General features: G+C 59.9%; 19 protein-coding genes. 1 reads left to right on the top strand and 18 read right to left on the bottom strand.

Annotated elements, in window-relative coordinates; translation table 11 throughout:
* The coding region (locus BUC26_RS16450) for a DUF4372 domain-containing protein (RefSeq protein WP_143166050.1) at positions 1-158 on the bottom strand (158 nt) is incomplete at its 3' end.
* A 462-nt stretch (positions 159-620) separates the two neighbouring features.
* On the opposite strand from BUC26_RS16450, the gene BUC26_RS16445 reads away from it, so the two are divergent.
* Positions 621-1,589 (top strand): alpha/beta fold hydrolase, encoded by a 969-nt coding sequence (locus BUC26_RS16445; protein ID WP_073377721.1) that lies wholly within the window; start codon positions 621-623, stop codon positions 1,587-1,589.
* A gap of 108 nt (positions 1,590-1,697) precedes the next feature.
* Here BUC26_RS16445 and BUC26_RS16440 read toward each other — a convergent pair whose 3' ends face one another.
* The 17 genes from BUC26_RS16440 to hoxE all read right to left on the bottom strand — a co-directional run bounded on the left by BUC26_RS16440 (position 1,698) and on the right by hoxE (position 16,020).
* Positions 1,698-2,228 (bottom strand): YeeE/YedE thiosulfate transporter family protein, encoded by a 531-nt coding sequence (locus BUC26_RS16440; protein ID WP_084540718.1) that lies wholly within the window; start codon positions 2,226-2,228, stop codon positions 1,698-1,700.
* A 5-nt stretch (positions 2,229-2,233) separates the two neighbouring features.
* The gene (locus tag BUC26_RS16435; RefSeq protein ID WP_073377719.1) at positions 2,234-2,776 is read right to left on the bottom strand and encodes a YeeE/YedE thiosulfate transporter family protein; all 543 of its coding nucleotides are present in this window, start codon (positions 2,774-2,776) and stop codon (positions 2,234-2,236) included.
* 136 nt (positions 2,777-2,912) lie between these two features.
* The gene (gene mnhG, locus BUC26_RS16430) at positions 2,913-3,302 is read right to left on the bottom strand and encodes a monovalent cation/H(+) antiporter subunit G (RefSeq protein WP_073377717.1); all 390 of its coding nucleotides are present in this window, start codon (positions 3,300-3,302) and stop codon (positions 2,913-2,915) included.
* Complete coding sequence (locus BUC26_RS16425) at positions 3,295-3,615, bottom strand: MrpF/PhaF family protein (RefSeq protein WP_073377716.1); 321 nt, start codon at positions 3,613-3,615, stop codon at positions 3,295-3,297. The genes mnhG and BUC26_RS16425 overlap by 8 nt, the downstream gene beginning before the upstream one ends.
* Positions 3,612-4,088 carry a Na+/H+ antiporter subunit E gene (locus BUC26_RS16420; protein WP_073377715.1) on the bottom strand — a complete coding sequence of 159 codons (477 nt, stop codon included), beginning with the start codon at positions 4,086-4,088 and terminating at the stop codon, positions 3,612-3,614. The genes BUC26_RS16425 and BUC26_RS16420 overlap by 4 nt, the downstream gene beginning before the upstream one ends.
* Positions 4,085-5,581: a proton-conducting transporter transmembrane domain-containing protein gene (locus tag BUC26_RS16415; protein ID WP_073377713.1), complete on the bottom strand. Its 1,497-nt coding sequence runs from the start codon at positions 5,579-5,581 to the stop codon at positions 4,085-4,087. Before BUC26_RS16415 ends, BUC26_RS16420 begins: the two co-directional genes overlap by 4 nt.
* A complete protein-coding gene (locus tag BUC26_RS16410; protein WP_073377712.1) occupies positions 5,578-6,006 on the bottom strand; it encodes an NADH-quinone oxidoreductase subunit K in 429 nt (142 codons plus the stop codon). Before BUC26_RS16410 ends, BUC26_RS16415 begins: the two co-directional genes overlap by 4 nt.
* Position 6,007: 1 nt before the next feature.
* Positions 6,008-6,409, bottom strand: coding sequence for an MnhB domain-containing protein (locus BUC26_RS16405; RefSeq protein WP_073377711.1), 402 nt, complete (start codon positions 6,407-6,409; stop codon positions 6,008-6,010).
* Positions 6,410-8,632, bottom strand: a complete 2,223-nt coding sequence (gene mbhE, locus BUC26_RS16400) for a hydrogen gas-evolving membrane-bound hydrogenase subunit E (RefSeq protein WP_244155875.1) — start codon at positions 8,630-8,632, stop codon at positions 6,410-6,412. It abuts the gene before it with no gap.
* A gap of 367 nt (positions 8,633-8,999) precedes the next feature.
* Entirely contained in the window at positions 9,000-9,353 is a 354-nt protein-coding gene (locus BUC26_RS16395; RefSeq protein WP_073377708.1) for an SRPBCC family protein, read from the bottom strand.
* A 244-nt stretch (positions 9,354-9,597) separates the two neighbouring features.
* Positions 9,598-10,131, bottom strand: a complete 534-nt coding sequence (locus BUC26_RS16390) for a peroxiredoxin-like family protein (protein WP_263657634.1) — start codon at positions 10,129-10,131, stop codon at positions 9,598-9,600.
* A 231-nt stretch (positions 10,132-10,362) separates the two neighbouring features.
* A complete protein-coding gene (locus BUC26_RS16385) occupies positions 10,363-10,860 on the bottom strand; it encodes a hypothetical protein (RefSeq protein WP_073377706.1) in 498 nt (165 codons plus the stop codon).
* Between the two features lie 70 nt (positions 10,861-10,930).
* On the bottom strand, positions 10,931-12,367 hold the full coding sequence (locus BUC26_RS16380) for a Ni/Fe hydrogenase subunit alpha (protein WP_073377704.1): 1,437 nt from the start codon (positions 12,365-12,367) through the stop codon (positions 10,931-10,933).
* Positions 12,368-12,395: 28 nt separating this feature from the next.
* On the bottom strand, positions 12,396-12,953 hold the full coding sequence (locus BUC26_RS16375) for an NADH-quinone oxidoreductase subunit B family protein (RefSeq protein ID WP_073377703.1): 558 nt from the start codon (positions 12,951-12,953) through the stop codon (positions 12,396-12,398).
* Between the two features lie 48 nt (positions 12,954-13,001).
* Positions 13,002-13,718 carry a bidirectional hydrogenase complex protein HoxU gene (gene hoxU / locus BUC26_RS16370; RefSeq protein ID WP_073377702.1) on the bottom strand — a complete coding sequence of 239 codons (717 nt, stop codon included), beginning with the start codon at positions 13,716-13,718 and terminating at the stop codon, positions 13,002-13,004.
* The gene (locus tag BUC26_RS16365) at positions 13,718-15,439 is read right to left on the bottom strand and encodes a NuoF family protein (RefSeq protein WP_073377700.1); all 1,722 of its coding nucleotides are present in this window, start codon (positions 15,437-15,439) and stop codon (positions 13,718-13,720) included. The genes hoxU and BUC26_RS16365 overlap by 1 nt, the downstream gene beginning before the upstream one ends.
* Positions 15,436-16,020, bottom strand: a complete 585-nt coding sequence (gene hoxE / locus BUC26_RS16360; RefSeq protein WP_073377699.1) for a bidirectional hydrogenase complex protein HoxE — start codon at positions 16,018-16,020, stop codon at positions 15,436-15,438. The genes BUC26_RS16365 and hoxE overlap by 4 nt, the downstream gene beginning before the upstream one ends.
* Between the last annotated feature and the right edge of the window lie 223 nt (positions 16,021-16,243).

Raw genomic sequence — 16,243 nt, 5'->3', positions numbered from 1 at the left:
CGGTAGGTGATTTGGGCAAAGGCCATGCACAAGAATTGATCGAGACAGGAGAACCTTCTTACCCTGCGCTCTCCTTGGTATTTGGCTACACACCGACGAAAGGTTGGCAATGGCATGAACTCCATAACCTGCTTGAAAATCAATTGTCCGGCAAACATGTGCGCCCCCCTCCAGGGTTTTGCCGAAGAATTTCCCTAGAAAGGGATCAGATTTCAAGTCGATTATGGTCATTTTGCCGTGAATGCTATATTAATACAAGATGTTACACCGAGTCGTTTGGCTCTTAACCGGACACTACTGATAAAAGTTATAATTTTATGGGCGTCCCCTTTACGGTCTTTACGGTCCGTCCCCTTTACCTCGCAGGATACTACAGATACTTGATGGGATCCTCGCTACCGAACCTGACGTCCTGATTTTTACACTCGCTTGTAAGTGCATGATGATATATCATCGTTGATTCTAATTCGCCGGTCGATGTGCTTCCCGGGACAAAAATTCTTTGCGGACAAATTTACCGGCAAGCCGGCCAGAGATGTCATGGGGATATCATACTTTCGGACCAGTGAGGTATGGATACGGAAAAAAGCGGTAAAACCAAGCTTTCTCTTTGAGGGATTATGCAGGTGATAAGTGCAGTTCACACGAAAAGAAGGGATGACTCAGGTAAAACAGGGTCGAGAATTTGCGCGGCACTGGCTCTCACCTTTATCCTGTTGGCGTTACCGGTAATTCTGGTTGCCAGGGAGACGGATTGGCCTAAGATTACCGTTTCCCGGGACGGAACGCCGATTTCCTATGAGTCGTACGGAGTCGGATTACCTGCGCTTGTGCTGGTACACGGCTGGAACTGCGATGCACGCTACTGGCGTGAACAAATTGCCTCATTTGCCGAACGACACCGGGTCATCGCTCTTGATCTCGCCGGTCACGGACATTCCGGTTCAAGCCGGAAAACCTATAGCATGAAGTCGTTTGGCGAGGATGTTCATGCCGTCATGGAGGCAGAAGGGATCGGTGAGGCTATTCTGATCGGTCATTCCATGGGGGGTTCGGTAATTGTCGAAGCCGCCCGGTTGGTGCCGGGGCGGGTGCTCGGCCTTATTGGGGTGGATACGCTGGAAAACATTGAATATCCTCTGACTGAAGTCGAGCTTGACGCGATGGTGGCGCCGTTGGAACAGGATTTTGTCCCCGGTGTTCGGCAGTTCGTTTCCCAGATGCTATCCGTGCAGACGGATGAGCCGTTGCGGGAATGGATCCTGTCGGACATGGCGGCCGCGCCGTCCGTTGTTGCTCTGAGTGCCATCCGGGAGATGATGACCCAATACATTACCGGAGAAACAGCGCGGTTGTTCGATGATGTCAGGCTCCCCGTCGTGACGGTTAATGGCGATCTGTGGCCGATCGATTACGAGGCCAATCGGAGGCACATGCAGTCGTTCGAGGCCATTGTTATCGAGGGCGCCGACCATTTCCTGATGATGAATCGTCCGGAAGCCTTCAATTCCGCCCTTGAAGAGGCCATCGGGATTCTGCTGGATCGAACCGCTGAAGAATCGAGTGCCCCGGTTGACAAGGCACAATAAATCCCGATCACGTGCATCACTCCGGCAGGGCACCCGGCATGTGACCAATAGCGGATACGCCGCTTTGCCGGGAGCCTTCGCCGCAAACGCTCTTGTCGGGACGAGCCGCTAGAGACCCCTCTTCTCGAACAGCAGGAACAGAAGCAGCGTCACCCCCCAGAAAGCGGCGACAACCAGCCAGGTGGACAGTCCGAGAGCCTGGGGCAGGCCGATCTTGCCATAATCCTGCCAGGTGAGCACCGTTGTCTGCAGCAGCGGGTAGATCTCGGCGTAGATGGCCGCGCCGACGACCATGCCGGCGATGGCGAACAGGGCGTGCCAGCGCCCTTCGCCGAGTGCTCCGACGGAGGTGCCCGGGCAGAATCCCATGACCGCCCAGCCGGCCCCGAACAGGGTGCCGCCGACGAGCACCGCTCCGACATTCATCGGTTTGTGGCTGAGCGTGATGATGCCCAGCTCACTCAGGCCGAGGATGCCGACCATGCCGACCAGAATCGAGGAGAGCATGAACTTGAGGATGGTCATATCCTGCAGCAGCAGCGCCCCGATCTGTTTGTCAAAACGGAGAACCCGCCCTTTCTGAAGCAGAAAGCCAAAGAGAATGCCGGTTGCCAGGCCAAGCCACTGTTCGGTATTCAGTAGGTTCATGATGATCTCCTGTTGTAGACAAAGGCGGCGACCAGCACGCCGACGACAAAGAACATGACCAGTGCCACCAGACCGCTGACCGACAATTGCATCATGCCGCTGAGGCCGTGGCCGCTCGGACAGCCGTCGGCCAGCCGGGCGCCGATCATCGCGACGATGCCGCCGAAAAACGCGCCAATGGCCCGCTTACCGATCGATGGCCCGAAGCGTTTGCGCCAGATCGGGGGCACCATCTCGAAGCGAAAGCTGCGGTCGGTGACCGATGAGATAAACGCCCCGAAAAAAATACCGACCACCAGCATAAACTGCCAGTCCACCTTGATCTTGGTTTTGGTGAAATACGCGTTTTCCGATAGGTCGCGCTCCGTTACCGCCTGTTCGAGAAACCCGGCGGCGCGCACAAACGTAGTCGAGGCGCCGAGATAGGTGGTTTTGCCGAGTAGCTGGGTGGTTGCCAGTACCGAGACAATGGCCAGTATGCCGAGCAGGGCTCCGGCCAGATAGGGACTCCAGCCGCCGTCATTGGATGTGAGTAGCATGGTTTTTCCTCCACAATTCTCTATTGATGACCATTATTCTTCGCTTTTCCGGATTACCAGGGGTTCCGCGAGGCGAATCGGCAGCGCGGAAAACTGTGGTCAAGACAACGATGCTGTGCCGGGACCGGTTGTCGGATCATTGCGTTTGGTCAGCTTTTGGCTGCTTCTCGTTTTCTCCGGCGGTTTCTGCACGGTTTTCATTTTCCAGTGATGCACCGAGTTCGTCGATCCAGGTGCGGCTGGACAGTTGCACTCCACTCAGATAGGAGGCGCGGCCGATCAGGTGGGCGGCCACCGGGGTCGTCAGCAGCAGCAGAAAGATGATGGTGGCGGCGCGCAGAGAGATGCCCAGATCGTGGTAGCAAACGACTTCGGCAACGACCAGCAGGCCGACCCCGAGGGTGCCGGCCTTGGTCGCCGCATGCATCCGGGTCAGCGCGTCGGGGAGCCGGACGATGCCGAGCGCGGCCATCAGGCAAAGGAAAGAACCCAGCAGCAGCAAGAGAGACGTGAGGATCTCAGTCATTGGTCCTCTCCTGTGTCTTCTTCCTGACGGTGCGGTGCGCCACCCGCTGAAGGAAGCGGGCCAGGGCAATGGTGCCGAGAAAAGCGATGCAGGCGTAGGCGATGGCCACGTCGAGGTAACTGGTCTCCCCGGTGTGGATGGAGAGGGCGACGAGAAAGGCGACCACCAGCAGGGACAGCAGGTCCAGTGCGATAACCCGGTCGGCCGCCGTCGGCCCGGCCGCCAAGCGCCACATGACCAGGACCATGCCTGCCAGCAGCACCAGCAGGGCCGCCTGGCCGCTGAACTCGAGAAACGCTGCGGTATCGATCATGAGCGTAACACCTCCAGGACGCGCTTTTCCAGGCCGTTCTTGATGTCCCGGCGGGCCTGTTCGACATCGTCGAGGAACATGATATGGACATAGAGGATTTTCCTGTCCTGGGATACATCGACGCTGAGTGTGCCGGGAGTTAAAGAGACCAGGTTGGCCACCAGAAAGATCTCAAGGTCGGAACATGCCGTCAGCGGCACACCGATAATCCCGGGCCGGTTGATGTGGCCGGGGGTGATGATGTCCCACAACACCTTGAGGTTGGAGATGGCCAGTTCCTTCAGGAAAAAGCCGATCAGGTTGATGGCCTTGGGCAGTTTCTTGAAATACCGGGTGTCGTGGTAGAGCGGCTGGGAAAGCCAGAGGGCAAGGTAACCGACGAAGAAGCCAAACAGGAAGCTCGGAATAGTTCCCCGGCCGAGCAGGGTGGTGAATACTACGGCAAAGCCGATATTGAGGGCGAACAGGCTCATGGCGTCCCTCCGAGAACGGCCCGGACATAGTCACGCGGATCGAGGAGCTGATCGGCGGCGGTCAGGGCGAACTGCAGCAACGGTTCCATGGCCAATCCGAGCAGTACCGTGGTCAGGGCCAGCACGAGCACCGGGGCCAGCAGCCACGGGGAGAACCGAACGTCGGTCTTTTGCTCGTGCTGTACGGCCGGAGCCGGCTTCCAGAAGACTTCGGTCCAGATCTTGGCCATTGACAGCACGGTCAGCAGGCCGACCAGCGCGGCGACGATGGCCAGGGTGTAGTGCTGGATTTCAAGCGCGGCCTTGATGATCACCAGTTTTGCCCAGAACCCGGAGAGTGGCGGAAAGCCGGCCAACGCAAAGGCCGGGATGAAAAAGGCGATGGTGACCAGGCCGTGCCGGCTGTAGAAGCCGCCGATCCGCGGCAGGTGCAGGGTGCCGCCCCCCTGCCGGATCAGGCCGCTGACCAGAAACAGATTGGCCTTGACGATAATGTGATGGACCAGGTAGACGATGGCGCCGGCCAGCGCCAGCGGCGTCAGCAGCGCGATGCCGAGAGCCATGTAGCCGACCTGGCTGATGATATGAAACGAGAGGATGCGCCGCACCTCCATCTGGGTGGCCGCGCCGATCACGCCGAAGAGCATGGTCAGGCCGGCGATTACGGCCAGCGTGCTGTGGGTGATGGCGGCGGTGGAGCTGAATACCAGAGTGAACAGGCGCAGCAGCGCGTAGATGCCGACCTTGCTGAGCATGCCGGCAAAATAGGCCGACACCGCCACCGGTACGGTATGATATGAAGCGGGCAGCCAGAAAAAGAGCGGAAAGAGCGCCGCTTTAATGGCAAAGGCGACCATCAGCAGCATGGCCGCCGCGGTCAGCAGCGCGTCGTCGCCAACCAGGGCGATCTTGCCGTGCAGGTCGGCCATGTTCAGAGTGCCGGTCAGCCCGTAGATCAGTCCGATGGCGGTAATGAACAACAGGGTCGAAACCAGGTTGATGGTCACGTATTTGACCGCACCGGTGAGCTGGCAAGGGCGGTGGCCCATGACCAGCAGGCCGAAGGATGCCATCAGCATGACCTCGAACCAGACGTAGAGATTGAACAGATCACCGGTGAGAAAGGCGCCGCAGATAGCACCGGTGAGGATGCCGAGCAGCGAATGAAAACCGCTGCTGACCTGCTCAGCGGTGATGTCGCGGCAGGCATAGACGGTTACCGCGGTGTGGATGGTGGCGGTAATGAGCACCATGATCACGCTCAGGTAATCGGCCACCAGGCAGATGCCGAACGGTGCCGGCCAGTTGCCGAGCCAGAGCGCTGTGACGCCAATCCGGACAATCAGGATAAACAGGGTTGCACATCCCGCCAGGTGCAGCGCGGCCCCTGCGAGCGCGATCCCCTGGGCGGCGCGCGGCCGGTCCCGGGCCAGGGCCGCCAGGATGGCGGTCGCCAGGGGCAGCAGGATCGGCAGGATGAGCAGCTGGTTCATAACTCGCTCTCCCGCCGCAACCGCTTGATGTCCTGCTGGGTCCGGATCAGCGGTTCCGGGCAGGAGTCGTCTTCGCGCCACTCTTCCTGGAACGGCGCCTCGTCGGCATCCAGGGTGCCGGTATAGGCATAGGTTCGATAGAGGAGCACCAGCAGAAAGGTGACCATAGCAAAGCCGATGACGATGGCGGTCAGGATCATCGCCTGGGGCAGCGCGTTGGCAACCGGATGCGACAGGATTTCAGAGCCGGGGTGGATCAACGGCGGCTGCTGGAGCTCAAGCCTGCCGGCGGCGAAGATGAGCAGGTTGATGCCGTTGCCGATCAGGGCCAGGCCGAAGACGAACTTGATCAGAACGCCGGAGAGCATCAGGTAGAGAGCGGCGGCGAAGAGCAGACCGACCAGGCAGGCGAGCAGCGGCTCCATGTCAGAATTCCTCCAGGGCCAGCAGTACCGCTAGGATTGCGCCGAGTACCGCAAAAAAGACCCCGACATCGAAGATCAGCGGCGTCCCCAGCCAGGGTGCGTTGGCCGGTCCCCACCAGAATCCGGTGAGAAACGGCTGGCCGATCGACAGTGCCGGCAGACCGGCAACAACGGCCAGACCCAGACCGAGCAAAGAAATGGTCGTGGAGCGGAGCCGGATAGCGGCCCGTACCTGGCCTGGTCCTTCGGTAATCACGAACAGCGCGAAGCCGGTGCCGGCGACCAGCGCTGCGGAAAAGCCGCCGCCCGGTTCATGGTGGCCGCGCAGCAACAGATAGACGGCAAAGACCAGGATCAGGCCGACCATCAGGCGGGTTGCCGTTTTCAGGATGACCGAGTGCATTTACGGCTCCATCGGTTTACGGATCAGGGTGACGGCGGCCCAGGCGGCGAGCACGACGACGATGATCTCGCCAAGAGTATCGAAACTCCGGAAATCGACGAGGATGACATTGACGATATTACGACCATGTGCGGCCAGGTAGCTGTTTGCCTCAAAATAGGAGGTCAGGCTGCGATCAAGCGGCTCGGAACCGACGCCGATCAACAGCGAGGTGAGCAGCAGGCCGCCGGCCAGGGCCAGGCCGCCGTCGAGGCAGCGCCGCCGGACGGTGCGTCGGCGGGCCTGCTCGATCGCCGGCAGGCGCAGCATGACCAGGGAGACGAAGATCACGGTCAGCGTCTCCACCAGCAGTTGGGTCATGGCGATATCGGGCGCCCCGAAGAGCAGGAAGATCAGGGCCACGCCGGCGCCGACGCCGCCGAGTCCGCCGATGGCCGCGAGCCGCTTGCGGGCCGTGACGACGACGAAAACAGAGCCGGAAACGAAGAGCAGAAGCGCCAGCGCAGTGGTGTCGATGCTTTCCGGCCAACGGCCGAAGATTCCGCTCAGCTTGCCGATCCATGGCCAGCCGACACCGAGAATCACCGTGCTGACAATAACCGCCAGATAGAAATGCAGGGACCCGTTCTGCAATCGTCCGGTGAGTAGCCCGGCGCCGTTCATGAACCCGGAGAGGCCGAGGTTGTAGAGGCCTTCGAAGGTCGCCGGCAGCTTTTCGACAACGGTCGCAACCAGACGGCAGGCGCGGTGGCGCAGCAGGTAAAGCGTCGCGCCGCAGCAGAGCGTAACCAGGCTGAGCAGCAGCGGCAGATTGAGGCCGTGGAAAAAGACCAGGCGGATCTCTTCCGGGCCGGGATGAAAGGAGCGGACCGCCGGTTCGATCAGTACGCGGGAGACCCATTCCGGGATCAGGCCGAAGAGGATGCCGACTCCGCCGAGCACCAGCGGGCCGAGCCACATCGTCCACGGCGACTCATGAATCTGCTGTCGTGGAGCGCGGGCGGAGCCGAAAAACGGCCCGAACAGCACGATGGCGGCGACCGCAGTCATCAGGGCGTTGGCCAGTACTGCCGCGGTGACGGCAAAAACCGGGTACATCTCCTTGGCCAGCGCCCCCTCGTACATGATCTCCTTGCCGATGAAGCCGAAAAACAGCGGAAAACCGGCCATCGACAGGCAGGCCGCCCCGACGGCCACAGCGGTCAGCGGCATTGCCCGCCACAGGCCGCCGAGCGAATCGATGATCCGGCTGCCGGCGCTATGGTCGATCGAGCCGACGGCGAGAAACAACGCCGCCTTGTAGAGGGCATGCACCATCAGGAAAGTAACGGCGGCGGTCAGGGCCGGAGCCGTTTGTCCGCCGAGAAACATGGTCAGGATTCCGAGAGCCATGATCGTCGTGTAGGCGAGAATGCGTTTAAGGTCGCGCGGCCCAAGGGCCTGAACGGCGCCCCAGACGGCGGTGAAACCGCCGATAAGGACCAGGGCGGTCGTCCAGGCGGGCGTACCGCCGAGTAGCGGGTGGCAGCGCATCAGCAGGTAAATACCGGCCTTGACCATGGTGGCTGCATGGAGAAACGCGCTGATCGGGGTCGGCGCGCTCATCGCGTTGGGTAGCCAGAAATGAAACGGAAACTGCGCCGACTTGGTCATCGCCCCGAGCAGCACAGCCAGTAAAATGAAAGGATAAAGATGATGCTGCCTGACCATCTCGCCGGCGGCCGGCCAGGAACTGATGATATATGACCCGCCGGCTATCTTCAGCAGTAGAATGCCGAGCAGCAGGGCCAGGCCGCCACCGCCGGTGACTAGCAGGGATTGCCGGGCATTTTCTCGCGCCGTTTTGCTCTCGTGGTCAAAGCCGATCAGCAGAAAGGAAAAGATGGTCGTTCCTTCCCAGAAAACAAAGAGCAACAGCAGGTTGTCGGCCAGCACCAGGCCGAGCATACTGAGCATGAAGGCGTGCAGGAAAAAGAAATAGCGCCCGCAGTGACGGTGTCCGCCGAGATAGGATGAAGAATAGAGGCTGACAAAGGTGCCGGCGCCGGTGATGATCAGGGCGAACAGCAGGCTCAGGCCGTCGAGGCGAAAGCGCAGGGAGAGATCGAGGCTGGGCAGCCAGGGCGCATCAAACAGATACGTCTGTCCATCGACGATGGCGGGCCAGAACCGGCAGGTCAGGATGAACAGCAGTGCGGGCAGGAGGCTGGAAAGACGCCCCATGAGCCTGCAGCGTCGTGTCAACAGATCGTGATCCGTATGCACCATGGCAGTCCGGCGGAAGAGTCGATAAAACGCGGGACGTCGATCACTATAACCACATCGACGGGCCGTACCGGCCGTTAAGATCGGCAAGCATGCCGGCCGGTTCTGAGCAGAAAACTAGCTGTTTCGCCGGCGCAGTGCAAGGTTTTTAAAGATGAAAGGAGCAGAGCTACGTCTTTTCCAGCGGTCTCGCCGAAAAAGAGCGGTTGGGGAGAAAGGGGAACGGCGGCCGTGTCCCACAACAACGAAGGGAGACTGTCTTGGTTTTCGAGCAGGACAGGTTCGGGCGGAGCCTCCGGCTCGGGAAACTATGCCGCTGATACTCTCAGGGAAAGAGTTTTTTCAAACCGTCAAAGCCCGTCGTGTAGATACCGCTGAAGACTTCCTCGGCTTGTTCGGCCGATACACCCTTCGGCTCAAAGGTGGAAGACCAGCTGACTTCGCACTGCTCCGGGCGGATCTTCGTGACGGTGATGATGCTGCGGTAGCTCTCGACCGGGAGCGGCCCACTGACGATCGAGTACTCCAGAGATTTGTCCGAATCATCTAATCGCTCGAGCTTTTCGAAGAGTTGGGCGTCGTCCTGCAGGGTCAGGATACGGGTGGTGCCGACGCCCGAACCATCGACGGAGCTGTTAGCCACTGCAGCTACAAAAGCGCCCAGCCCGTTAAAAATCATTTACTGTCCGCCATACGTTATCTGCAGAAGCATTGATCGTTGTTTTTAGATGAACTCGTGTCATTGGGCCCCCCTGGGTAATAGGTTGGCCCTGATGCACCGCCTGTTGCAGTAAACAGAGGAAACATATACAAAACAATCGATTTAAACGCAAGTCTCACCGATTGCGGGGGCATGTTCCGGAGGGGGGCGAATGTGAGCGGGAGACGTGCCCGGTGGTGCGCTCTTTCCAGTTTGGCCGGCATCAGGCCTGATCGAGCGAGGCGAGCAATTCGGCAACCGGGGGATGCTCACCTGCCCCGGTGCTTTTAAAAAAATAGGTCACCCGGTTGTCGGCGGTGATCGTAATTGCGCCACCGAGCTGCAATGCGTCGCCCTGAAGTGGTCCCGGTCGGTATCCTGAGGCGATCGATTGCACGGCCCTGGTCACCATTTTCAGGCCGATGACTCCCCCGATGCTCCTATTCAACCCGAGAAAACCATACGTCTCTCGCTGCGGGTCGGTGAGCAAGGTCCCGCTGTAACCGGTCGCTGCGCGAAGCGGCGGCAATTGGTCCGGCTTGCCGCTGCCGATGATCGCAAGATTGCCGTCTTTTATGCCGAAATCAGAGTGATGGGTGGCCAGTTCAGCAACCTGCTGACGGCAGAACACTCAACCAAAATGGCGGACGAAAACGATAACCGCACTGTGTTGCTGCCACAGTGACCGCAGCTCAACCCGGTGGCTGTGCTCATCGATAACCACGAGTGCGCCAAATGATGCGATATCAATATCCATTTTATCTCTCGTATGTGGCTTTCCCGGCGGTTCCTGCTTCCTGCCTCCAGGAGCGTGACCACGTGAAGCACCGTCGGAACTCCTTTGATACGGCCTGCCGTACCCGCGAGATGGAGTTATGTTGGGTTCCCGGCAGCCTCTTGAACGCGTATACCATTAAAATAATACAAATGGTTGGCGGAATCACGGGAGATGGAGGGGGCATTCGTCAACAGGATGCCGGAAGGGTTATCAGGCGGCCGGTTCGACGGCTTTTGAGTCACTCTTGCCAAACTCCTCGTCGAGGAAGGACTCGAGAATTGGCGGCGCCAGACTGAACGCTCGGCGTGTAACACTGCTGAATGACTGGCCATGGCCGAAGGAGATGCCGGGCACGGTTATCTGCCAGGCTTTGACCTCATGCTGGTGCAGTTTTGACGCGATCAGCAGCAGCGTTTCCGGGGAAAGATGGTGGCCGCTGACCAGGCCGCTGTTGCTCATGTCTAGCGCTTCGACGATGACCGAAAGTCCACTGCCGTCAGCTGTGGCAACGCGGGTATCGGTAAAGATCACCCGGGTTATCTCCGGTCGGGTCATTTCCGGCACCAGGTCCGGGGCCAATTGGTGGCAAACCAGCTGCCGCGTGGCGATGCATCGTCGTTGGCAGCAGTGTTCGAGCAGCTCACCGAGAACGATGCCGGCACCGTCGTCGCCACGTAGAGGGGTGCCGTATGCTATGATGAGCAGCATTGGCAATAGGCTCCGGGTGCAATGAAGTGGCCGGGCGGCGCAGGTAGCGGTCGCCCGGCCGGGATTTGGTTCAACGCCTGCTGATCCGGTCGAGCAGCGTGCCGTCACGGCCGAGCAGCCGCACTTCCAGCGGCATTTGGCCGACGGCGTGGGTCGAGCAACTCAAGCAGGGATCGTACATCCTGATACCGTGTTCGATCCGGTTGAGGATACCTTCATCGATGGTCGCATCGGTGACGTATCGTTCGGCGATCTGTCGGACCGTCTTGTTCATCGCTAGGTTGTTATGACCGGTGGCGACAATCAGGTTGGCTTTTTGCAGGATGCCGTTTTCGTCGACGTGGTACTCGTGAAACAGGGTGCCGCGCGGTGCCTCGGAGACCCCGACGCCGACCAGCTGGTTGACGCCAGCCTCGCTGCGCACCCGGGTGCTGGTAATGTCGTCGCTCTCCACTGCCTCCTCGATCTTCTCCAGCGCGAAGAGGATTTCTATCAGCCGGGCGTAGTGGTAGTGGAAACTGCTGATAATCGGCTTGCCCCGCTCGCCGAGCCGGCGGAATTGCCGCAATTCCCGGTCGGCGCGGGCGGTGCCGATAAAATCGCAGATATTAATCCGGGCCAGTGGTCCGACCCGGTACATACCGGCGCCGCCTTCATAGCCGAGCGGTTTGTAATAAGGGAACTTCAGGTAACTCCAGGGTTCTACGGCTTCTTCAAAAATATTGCGATACTCGGCCGGATCGATGCCATCCTCGAGCAGCTTGCCGTCGGCGTCCATGACCCTGAGCAGCCCGTCGTAATGCTCCAGTCCGCCTTCCGGGGTCACCAAGCCGGCAAACAGGCTCGGGAAGTGGCCAAAGGACTCTATGTCCCCGGTATGGGCTTCGAAGCACTCCTTGAGCAGGTCGAGTGCCAACTCAATGATGTCGAAGGCGTCCGGGAGCAGCCGCTTGATAGTGTCGCGGTCGTCAGCCTGCAGTGGTTGGCGGACGCCGCCGGGTACCGTCCAGGACGGGTGGACGCTCTTACCGCCGAGAATGCGGATGATTTCCTGGCCGATCTGACGCAGTCTAATACCGTTTTTGGCGACATCCGGGTAGGTGGCAACCAGGCCGACGATATTGCGAGTGGCGGGATCGCTGTCCATGCCGAGCAGCAAATCGGGGGCGCTCAGATGGAAAAAACTGAGCGCGTGGCTCTGCACGTATTGCGCCCAGTTCATCAGCCGGCGCAGCTTTTCGGCGGTCGGCGGAATCTTTACCCCCAAGATGGCGTCCCCGGCCTTGGCCGAGGCCATCAAGTGCGAGACCGGGCAGATGCCGCAGATTCGGGCGGTGATACCCGGCATTTCCCAGAAGCTGCGGCCCACGCAGAATTTCTCGAAGCCTCTGAACTCTGTGACGTGAAAGCGGACATCCTCCACCGCGCCGTTGTCGTCGAGGTGGATGGTTATTTTAGCGTGGCCCTCGATACGGGTCACGGGATCGATGGTAACCGTTCGGCCCATGATGCTGTTCCTCCTGGATGCACGTTGTTCAACCAAAGTATCTCATTTCCTGCGTCAACCGCACCGGCTGCCCGTCGAGCAGGGTGCTGACCGCCTGCCAGATATGGTCCGGCTCGGGCGGACAGCCGGGAAGATAGCCATCGATGTGGATAACCTGGTGCAGGGGGAGCACCTTCGGGATCAGCGCCGGCATGATGCCGTCCTCTTCCAGTCCGCGCGGTGCTGTGCCCGGCCCCTCGTGGTAGACCTTGGTCAACAGGTCGTCGATCTTGAGTCGGTTGCGCAGACTGGTGACATTGCCGGTCACGGCGCAGTCGCCGAAGCTGACCACGATCGTCGAGTTGCGGCGGATGACTTCGGCCAGTTCCAGGTGGTCGACGTTGGCCACCGCACCCTCCACCAGTGTGACGTCGACCGCCTTTGGGAAGGTCTTAATGTCGGCGATCGGGCTGTAGACCAACTCCACTACCTCGAACAGATCGATCAACCGCTCGTCGAGATCGAGCAGGCTCATATGACAGCCGGCGCAGCCGCCGAGCCAGGCGGTCGCGAGGCGGATTTTCTTTTTTCTTTTTTGCTTGTCCATGATGTTGTTCCTTTGCCCCGAAAATATGCCGGGACGATGCCTATAAGGTTACCAGTGCCATTCCTTCCGCTCGCGACCGTTGAGGATCCAGGACAGGAAGGCGTGGCGTTTTTCCATCTCACCGACCGATGATCCTTTTTCGAACAACGCGCCGGTCGGGCAGACCTGTACGCATTTGCCGCACTTGGTGCAGCTGATGCTGTCCCCCCAAGGACGGTTCAAGGCGGTAATGATTCGGCTGTTGGTGCCACGACCCATCACGTCGAGGGTATGGGCGCCCTCCACTTCGTCGCAGACCCGCACGCAGCGCATGCAGAGGATACAGCGGTTGTGGTCCAGCGTGAATTTGCTGTGGCTGGCGTCGATCGGCAGATCGGGGGTCATGTATTCGTAACGGACATGGTCGACGCCCAGTTCGGCGGCTTCGTATTGCAACTCGCAATGACCGTTCATCACACAGACGGCGCAGGTGTGGTTGCGCTCGGAGAGCAGCAGCTCCATGGTGATGTGGCGATAGTTGACGAGCCGTTCGCTGTGAGTGTAGACCGACATCCCCTCCTGAACCGGGGTTACGCAGGCGGCCAGCAGCCGGTTGGAGCCTTTGACCTCGACCAGGCAGAGACGGCAGCCACCAAGCTCGCTGATGCCGTCCATGTGACAGAGCGTCGGGATTTCGATGCCCTGCTCCCTGATCACCTCGAGCAGTTTCTGGTCGCTGCGGGCGCTGACTATTTCATCGTTGATATGCAGGGTGACAACGGACATTATGACACCTCCGTATCGTTTTTCGCCTGCAGGGTGTTGCGGAGCAGATCCCGGGTCAGCTGCAGCGGCGGGACCCCGAACATCGTGCATTTGCCGGCAGGGCAGGTGTGGTTGGTAATGTGGGCCTCGTATTCCTCGCGGAAATATTTTAAGGTGCTGAGAAGCGGGTTAGGTGCCGATTGTCCGAGGCCGCAGAGGCTGGTTTCCTTCATCATCACGCACAGTTCTTCGAGTCGGTCGAGATCGTCTAAGGTGGCGCTACCGTCGGTGACGTGCTCCAGGATGCGGTGCAACTGGACGGTGCCGACCCGGCAGGGGACACACTTGCCGCAGCTTTCTTCCATGCAGAACTCCATGAAGAATTTGGCGACATCGGGCATGCAGCTGGTATCGTCCATAACCACCAGACCGCCGGATCCCATGATCGAACCGAGCGCGCCGAGGCTCTCGTAATCGACCGGGGTGTCCAGGTGATCGGTGGGGATGCAACCGCCGCTTGGACCGCCGGTCTGAGCGGCCTTGAACTGTCGGTCGTTGGGAATGCCGCCGCCGATTTCGAAAACGATGTCGCGCAGTGAGATGCCCATCGGCACCTCGATCAGGCCGGTGGTCTCGACGGTACCGGCCAGTGCGAAGATTTTCGTCCCCTTGCTCTTCTCTGTGCCGATGGCACCAAACCAGTCAGCGCCGTGTGAGATGATCGGCGCGATATTACCGAACGTTTCGACGTTGTTGATCAGCGTCGGCAGGCCCCAGAGACCTTTTTGGGCCGGGTAGGGCGGCCGTGGCCAAGGTTGACCGCGGCGGCCCATGATGGATGCCATCAGGGCCGTTTCCTCGCCGCAGACAAAGGCGCCGGCCCCGATCCTGATGTCGATGCGGAAGCCGAACGGACTGTCGAGCACGCGGCTGCCGAGCAGGCCGCGGCGCTCGGCCATGCGGATGGCGTTCTCCAGCCGTTTGGCGGCGATAGGATATTCCCCGCGCACGTAAACAAAGCCCTGGTCGGCTCCCACTGCATAACCGGCGATGGCCATGCCTTCGAGTATCCGGTGTGGGTCGGACTCCATCAGGGTCCGGTCCATGTAGGCGCCCGGGTCACCTTCGTCGCCGTTGGCGATGATGTATTTCTTGTCGCCCGGCGCTTTGCGCACCAGATCCCACTTTAGGCCGGCCGGATAGCCGGCACCGCCTCGACCGCGCAGACCGCTCCTGATCACCTCCTCGCAGACCTCTGTCGGGGTCATCTCCCGCAAGGCATGGGCCAGCGCGCTGTAACCGTCCCTAGCCACGTAGCTTTCCAGCCGGGTGGGATCGATCAGGCCGCTGTTGGCCAGCACCACTTTCTTCTGTTTGTTGAAAAACGGCAAATCGGCGGGCAGGACATTGCGGTCCAACGGTTTGGCTTCCGGCGCGGCATGGGCCAGGGCGATGTCCCGGGCTAGTTCAGGGGTTACGTGCTCGTAGATGACATCTTGCTGGCCATTCATCTGGACGGTGACTAGCGGGCCGCGGCTGCAGGGGCCCATGCAGCCGGTGGAGGTGACGGTGACCTCGGCCTCCAGGTCGAACTCCTTGATCACCTCCTTGAAGGTCTCGATGACGGCGGTGGCGCCGGAGGACAGGCACGGCGTACTGGCACAGCACAATATCCGGCAGCGATAGCTCTGCTGTTTCTCCCGTTCGCGTTCACCGATAACTTGCAATTCTTCCCTGTTCATGATGCGTGCTCCTCTTGCTCCTGCAGGTTGACGGTGTCCGCCGGTTCACCGCTGTGGTCTGGCGATGTGGCGACGACCTCCCTGATTTTCTGCAGCGTCGACTCCGGTGTTTCCTTGCCGAGAACTTCGTTATCCACCACAAGGACCGGAGCAAGCCCGCAACTCCCCAGGCAGCGGGCCGTAGCCAAACTCAGTTTGCCGTCGGCGGTGGTTTCCCCCGGTTTGATCGAGTACTCCCCCTGGATTCTGGCGACGATCTCGGCCGATCGTTTGACGTAGCAGGCGGTTCCCATGCACACGACGCAGGTGTGTTCGCCCTGCGGTTTGAGAGAGAAGAAATGGTAGAATGTCGCGACGCCGTATACCCAGCTCTGGGGCAGTTTCAACTCCCGGGCTATATAGATCATCAACTCGTCGCTGAGAAAGCCGAATGACTCCTGGGCGGTATGCAGCACTTCGATCAGCGCGTCCTGCCGGTAACGGAACCGTTTCAGCGTCCGGTCCACCTGTTTGTAGCGAGGATCGGCATGCTCCACATCCTGCATGGCAGGTGCGTTTTTGTGTTTACTTGTAGTAGCCATGGCACCCCTGTTCTAAGATAAAGGTGAATTCCACACGCCCTTGGCCAGCCCATCCAACCAGTTGCGACGGGAGCCGAGAAACCTCTGGAATAACGGTGTCAGAGAAGGTTCTTGAGCGTTGCGGATAGATCGAAAAACACTGGTCAGGCCAGTTGTCTTTAAAAGGAATGACTTCGCGTGATATGAGGAAAGAACCGGGGGGAGAGAGTCACTGATGGGTGTT

Source organism: Desulfofustis glycolicus DSM 9705 (genome assembly GCF_900130015.1).
Classification (GTDB): Bacteria; Desulfobacterota; Desulfobulbia; order Desulfobulbales; family Desulfocapsaceae; genus Desulfofustis; species Desulfofustis glycolicus.
Note: the sequence above shows the minus strand (reverse complement) of the source record. Positions and strands in the feature narration are given on the sequence as shown.

What these genes read in the sequence shown, in the direction of transcription:
- BUC26_RS16445 (WP_073377721.1), top strand. Translation starts at nt 621, where the DNA reads ATGCAGGTGATAAGTGCAGTTCACACGAAAAGAAGGGATGACTCAGGT.
- BUC26_RS16435 (WP_073377719.1), bottom strand. Translation starts at nt 2,776, where the DNA reads ATGCTACTCACATCCAATGACGGCGGCTGGAGTCCCTATCTGGCCGGA.
- mnhG (WP_073377717.1), bottom strand. Translation starts at nt 3,302, where the DNA reads ATGACTGAGATCCTCACGTCTCTCTTGCTGCTGCTGGGTTCTTTCCTT.
- BUC26_RS16425 (WP_073377716.1), bottom strand. Translation starts at nt 3,615, where the DNA reads ATGATCGATACCGCAGCGTTTCTCGAGTTCAGCGGCCAGGCGGCCCTG.
- BUC26_RS16420 (WP_073377715.1), bottom strand. Translation starts at nt 4,088, where the DNA reads ATGAGCCTGTTCGCCCTCAATATCGGCTTTGCCGTAGTATTCACCACC.
- BUC26_RS16415 (WP_073377713.1), bottom strand. Translation starts at nt 5,581, where the DNA reads ATGAACCAGCTGCTCATCCTGCCGATCCTGCTGCCCCTGGCGACCGCC.
- BUC26_RS16410 (WP_073377712.1), bottom strand. Translation starts at nt 6,006, where the DNA reads ATGGAGCCGCTGCTCGCCTGCCTGGTCGGTCTGCTCTTCGCCGCCGCT.
- BUC26_RS16405 (WP_073377711.1), bottom strand. Translation starts at nt 6,409, where the DNA reads ATGCACTCGGTCATCCTGAAAACGGCAACCCGCCTGATGGTCGGCCTG.
- mbhE (WP_244155875.1), bottom strand. Translation starts at nt 8,632, where the DNA reads ATGGGGCGTCTTTCCAGCCTCCTGCCCGCACTGCTGTTCATCCTGACC.
- BUC26_RS16395 (WP_073377708.1), bottom strand. Translation starts at nt 9,353, where the DNA reads ATGATTTTTAACGGGCTGGGCGCTTTTGTAGCTGCAGTGGCTAACAGC.
- BUC26_RS16385 (WP_073377706.1), bottom strand. Translation starts at nt 10,860, where the DNA reads ATGCTGCTCATCATAGCATACGGCACCCCTCTACGTGGCGACGACGGT.
- BUC26_RS16380 (WP_073377704.1), bottom strand. Translation starts at nt 12,367, where the DNA reads ATGGGCCGAACGGTTACCATCGATCCCGTGACCCGTATCGAGGGCCAC.
- BUC26_RS16375 (WP_073377703.1), bottom strand. Translation starts at nt 12,953, where the DNA reads ATGGACAAGCAAAAAAGAAAAAAGAAAATCCGCCTCGCGACCGCCTGG.
- hoxU (WP_073377702.1), bottom strand. Translation starts at nt 13,718, where the DNA reads ATGTCCGTTGTCACCCTGCATATCAACGATGAAATAGTCAGCGCCCGC.
- BUC26_RS16365 (WP_073377700.1), bottom strand. Translation starts at nt 15,439, where the DNA reads ATGAACAGGGAAGAATTGCAAGTTATCGGTGAACGCGAACGGGAGAAA.
- hoxE (WP_073377699.1), bottom strand. Translation starts at nt 16,020, where the DNA reads ATGGCTACTACAAGTAAACACAAAAACGCACCTGCCATGCAGGATGTG.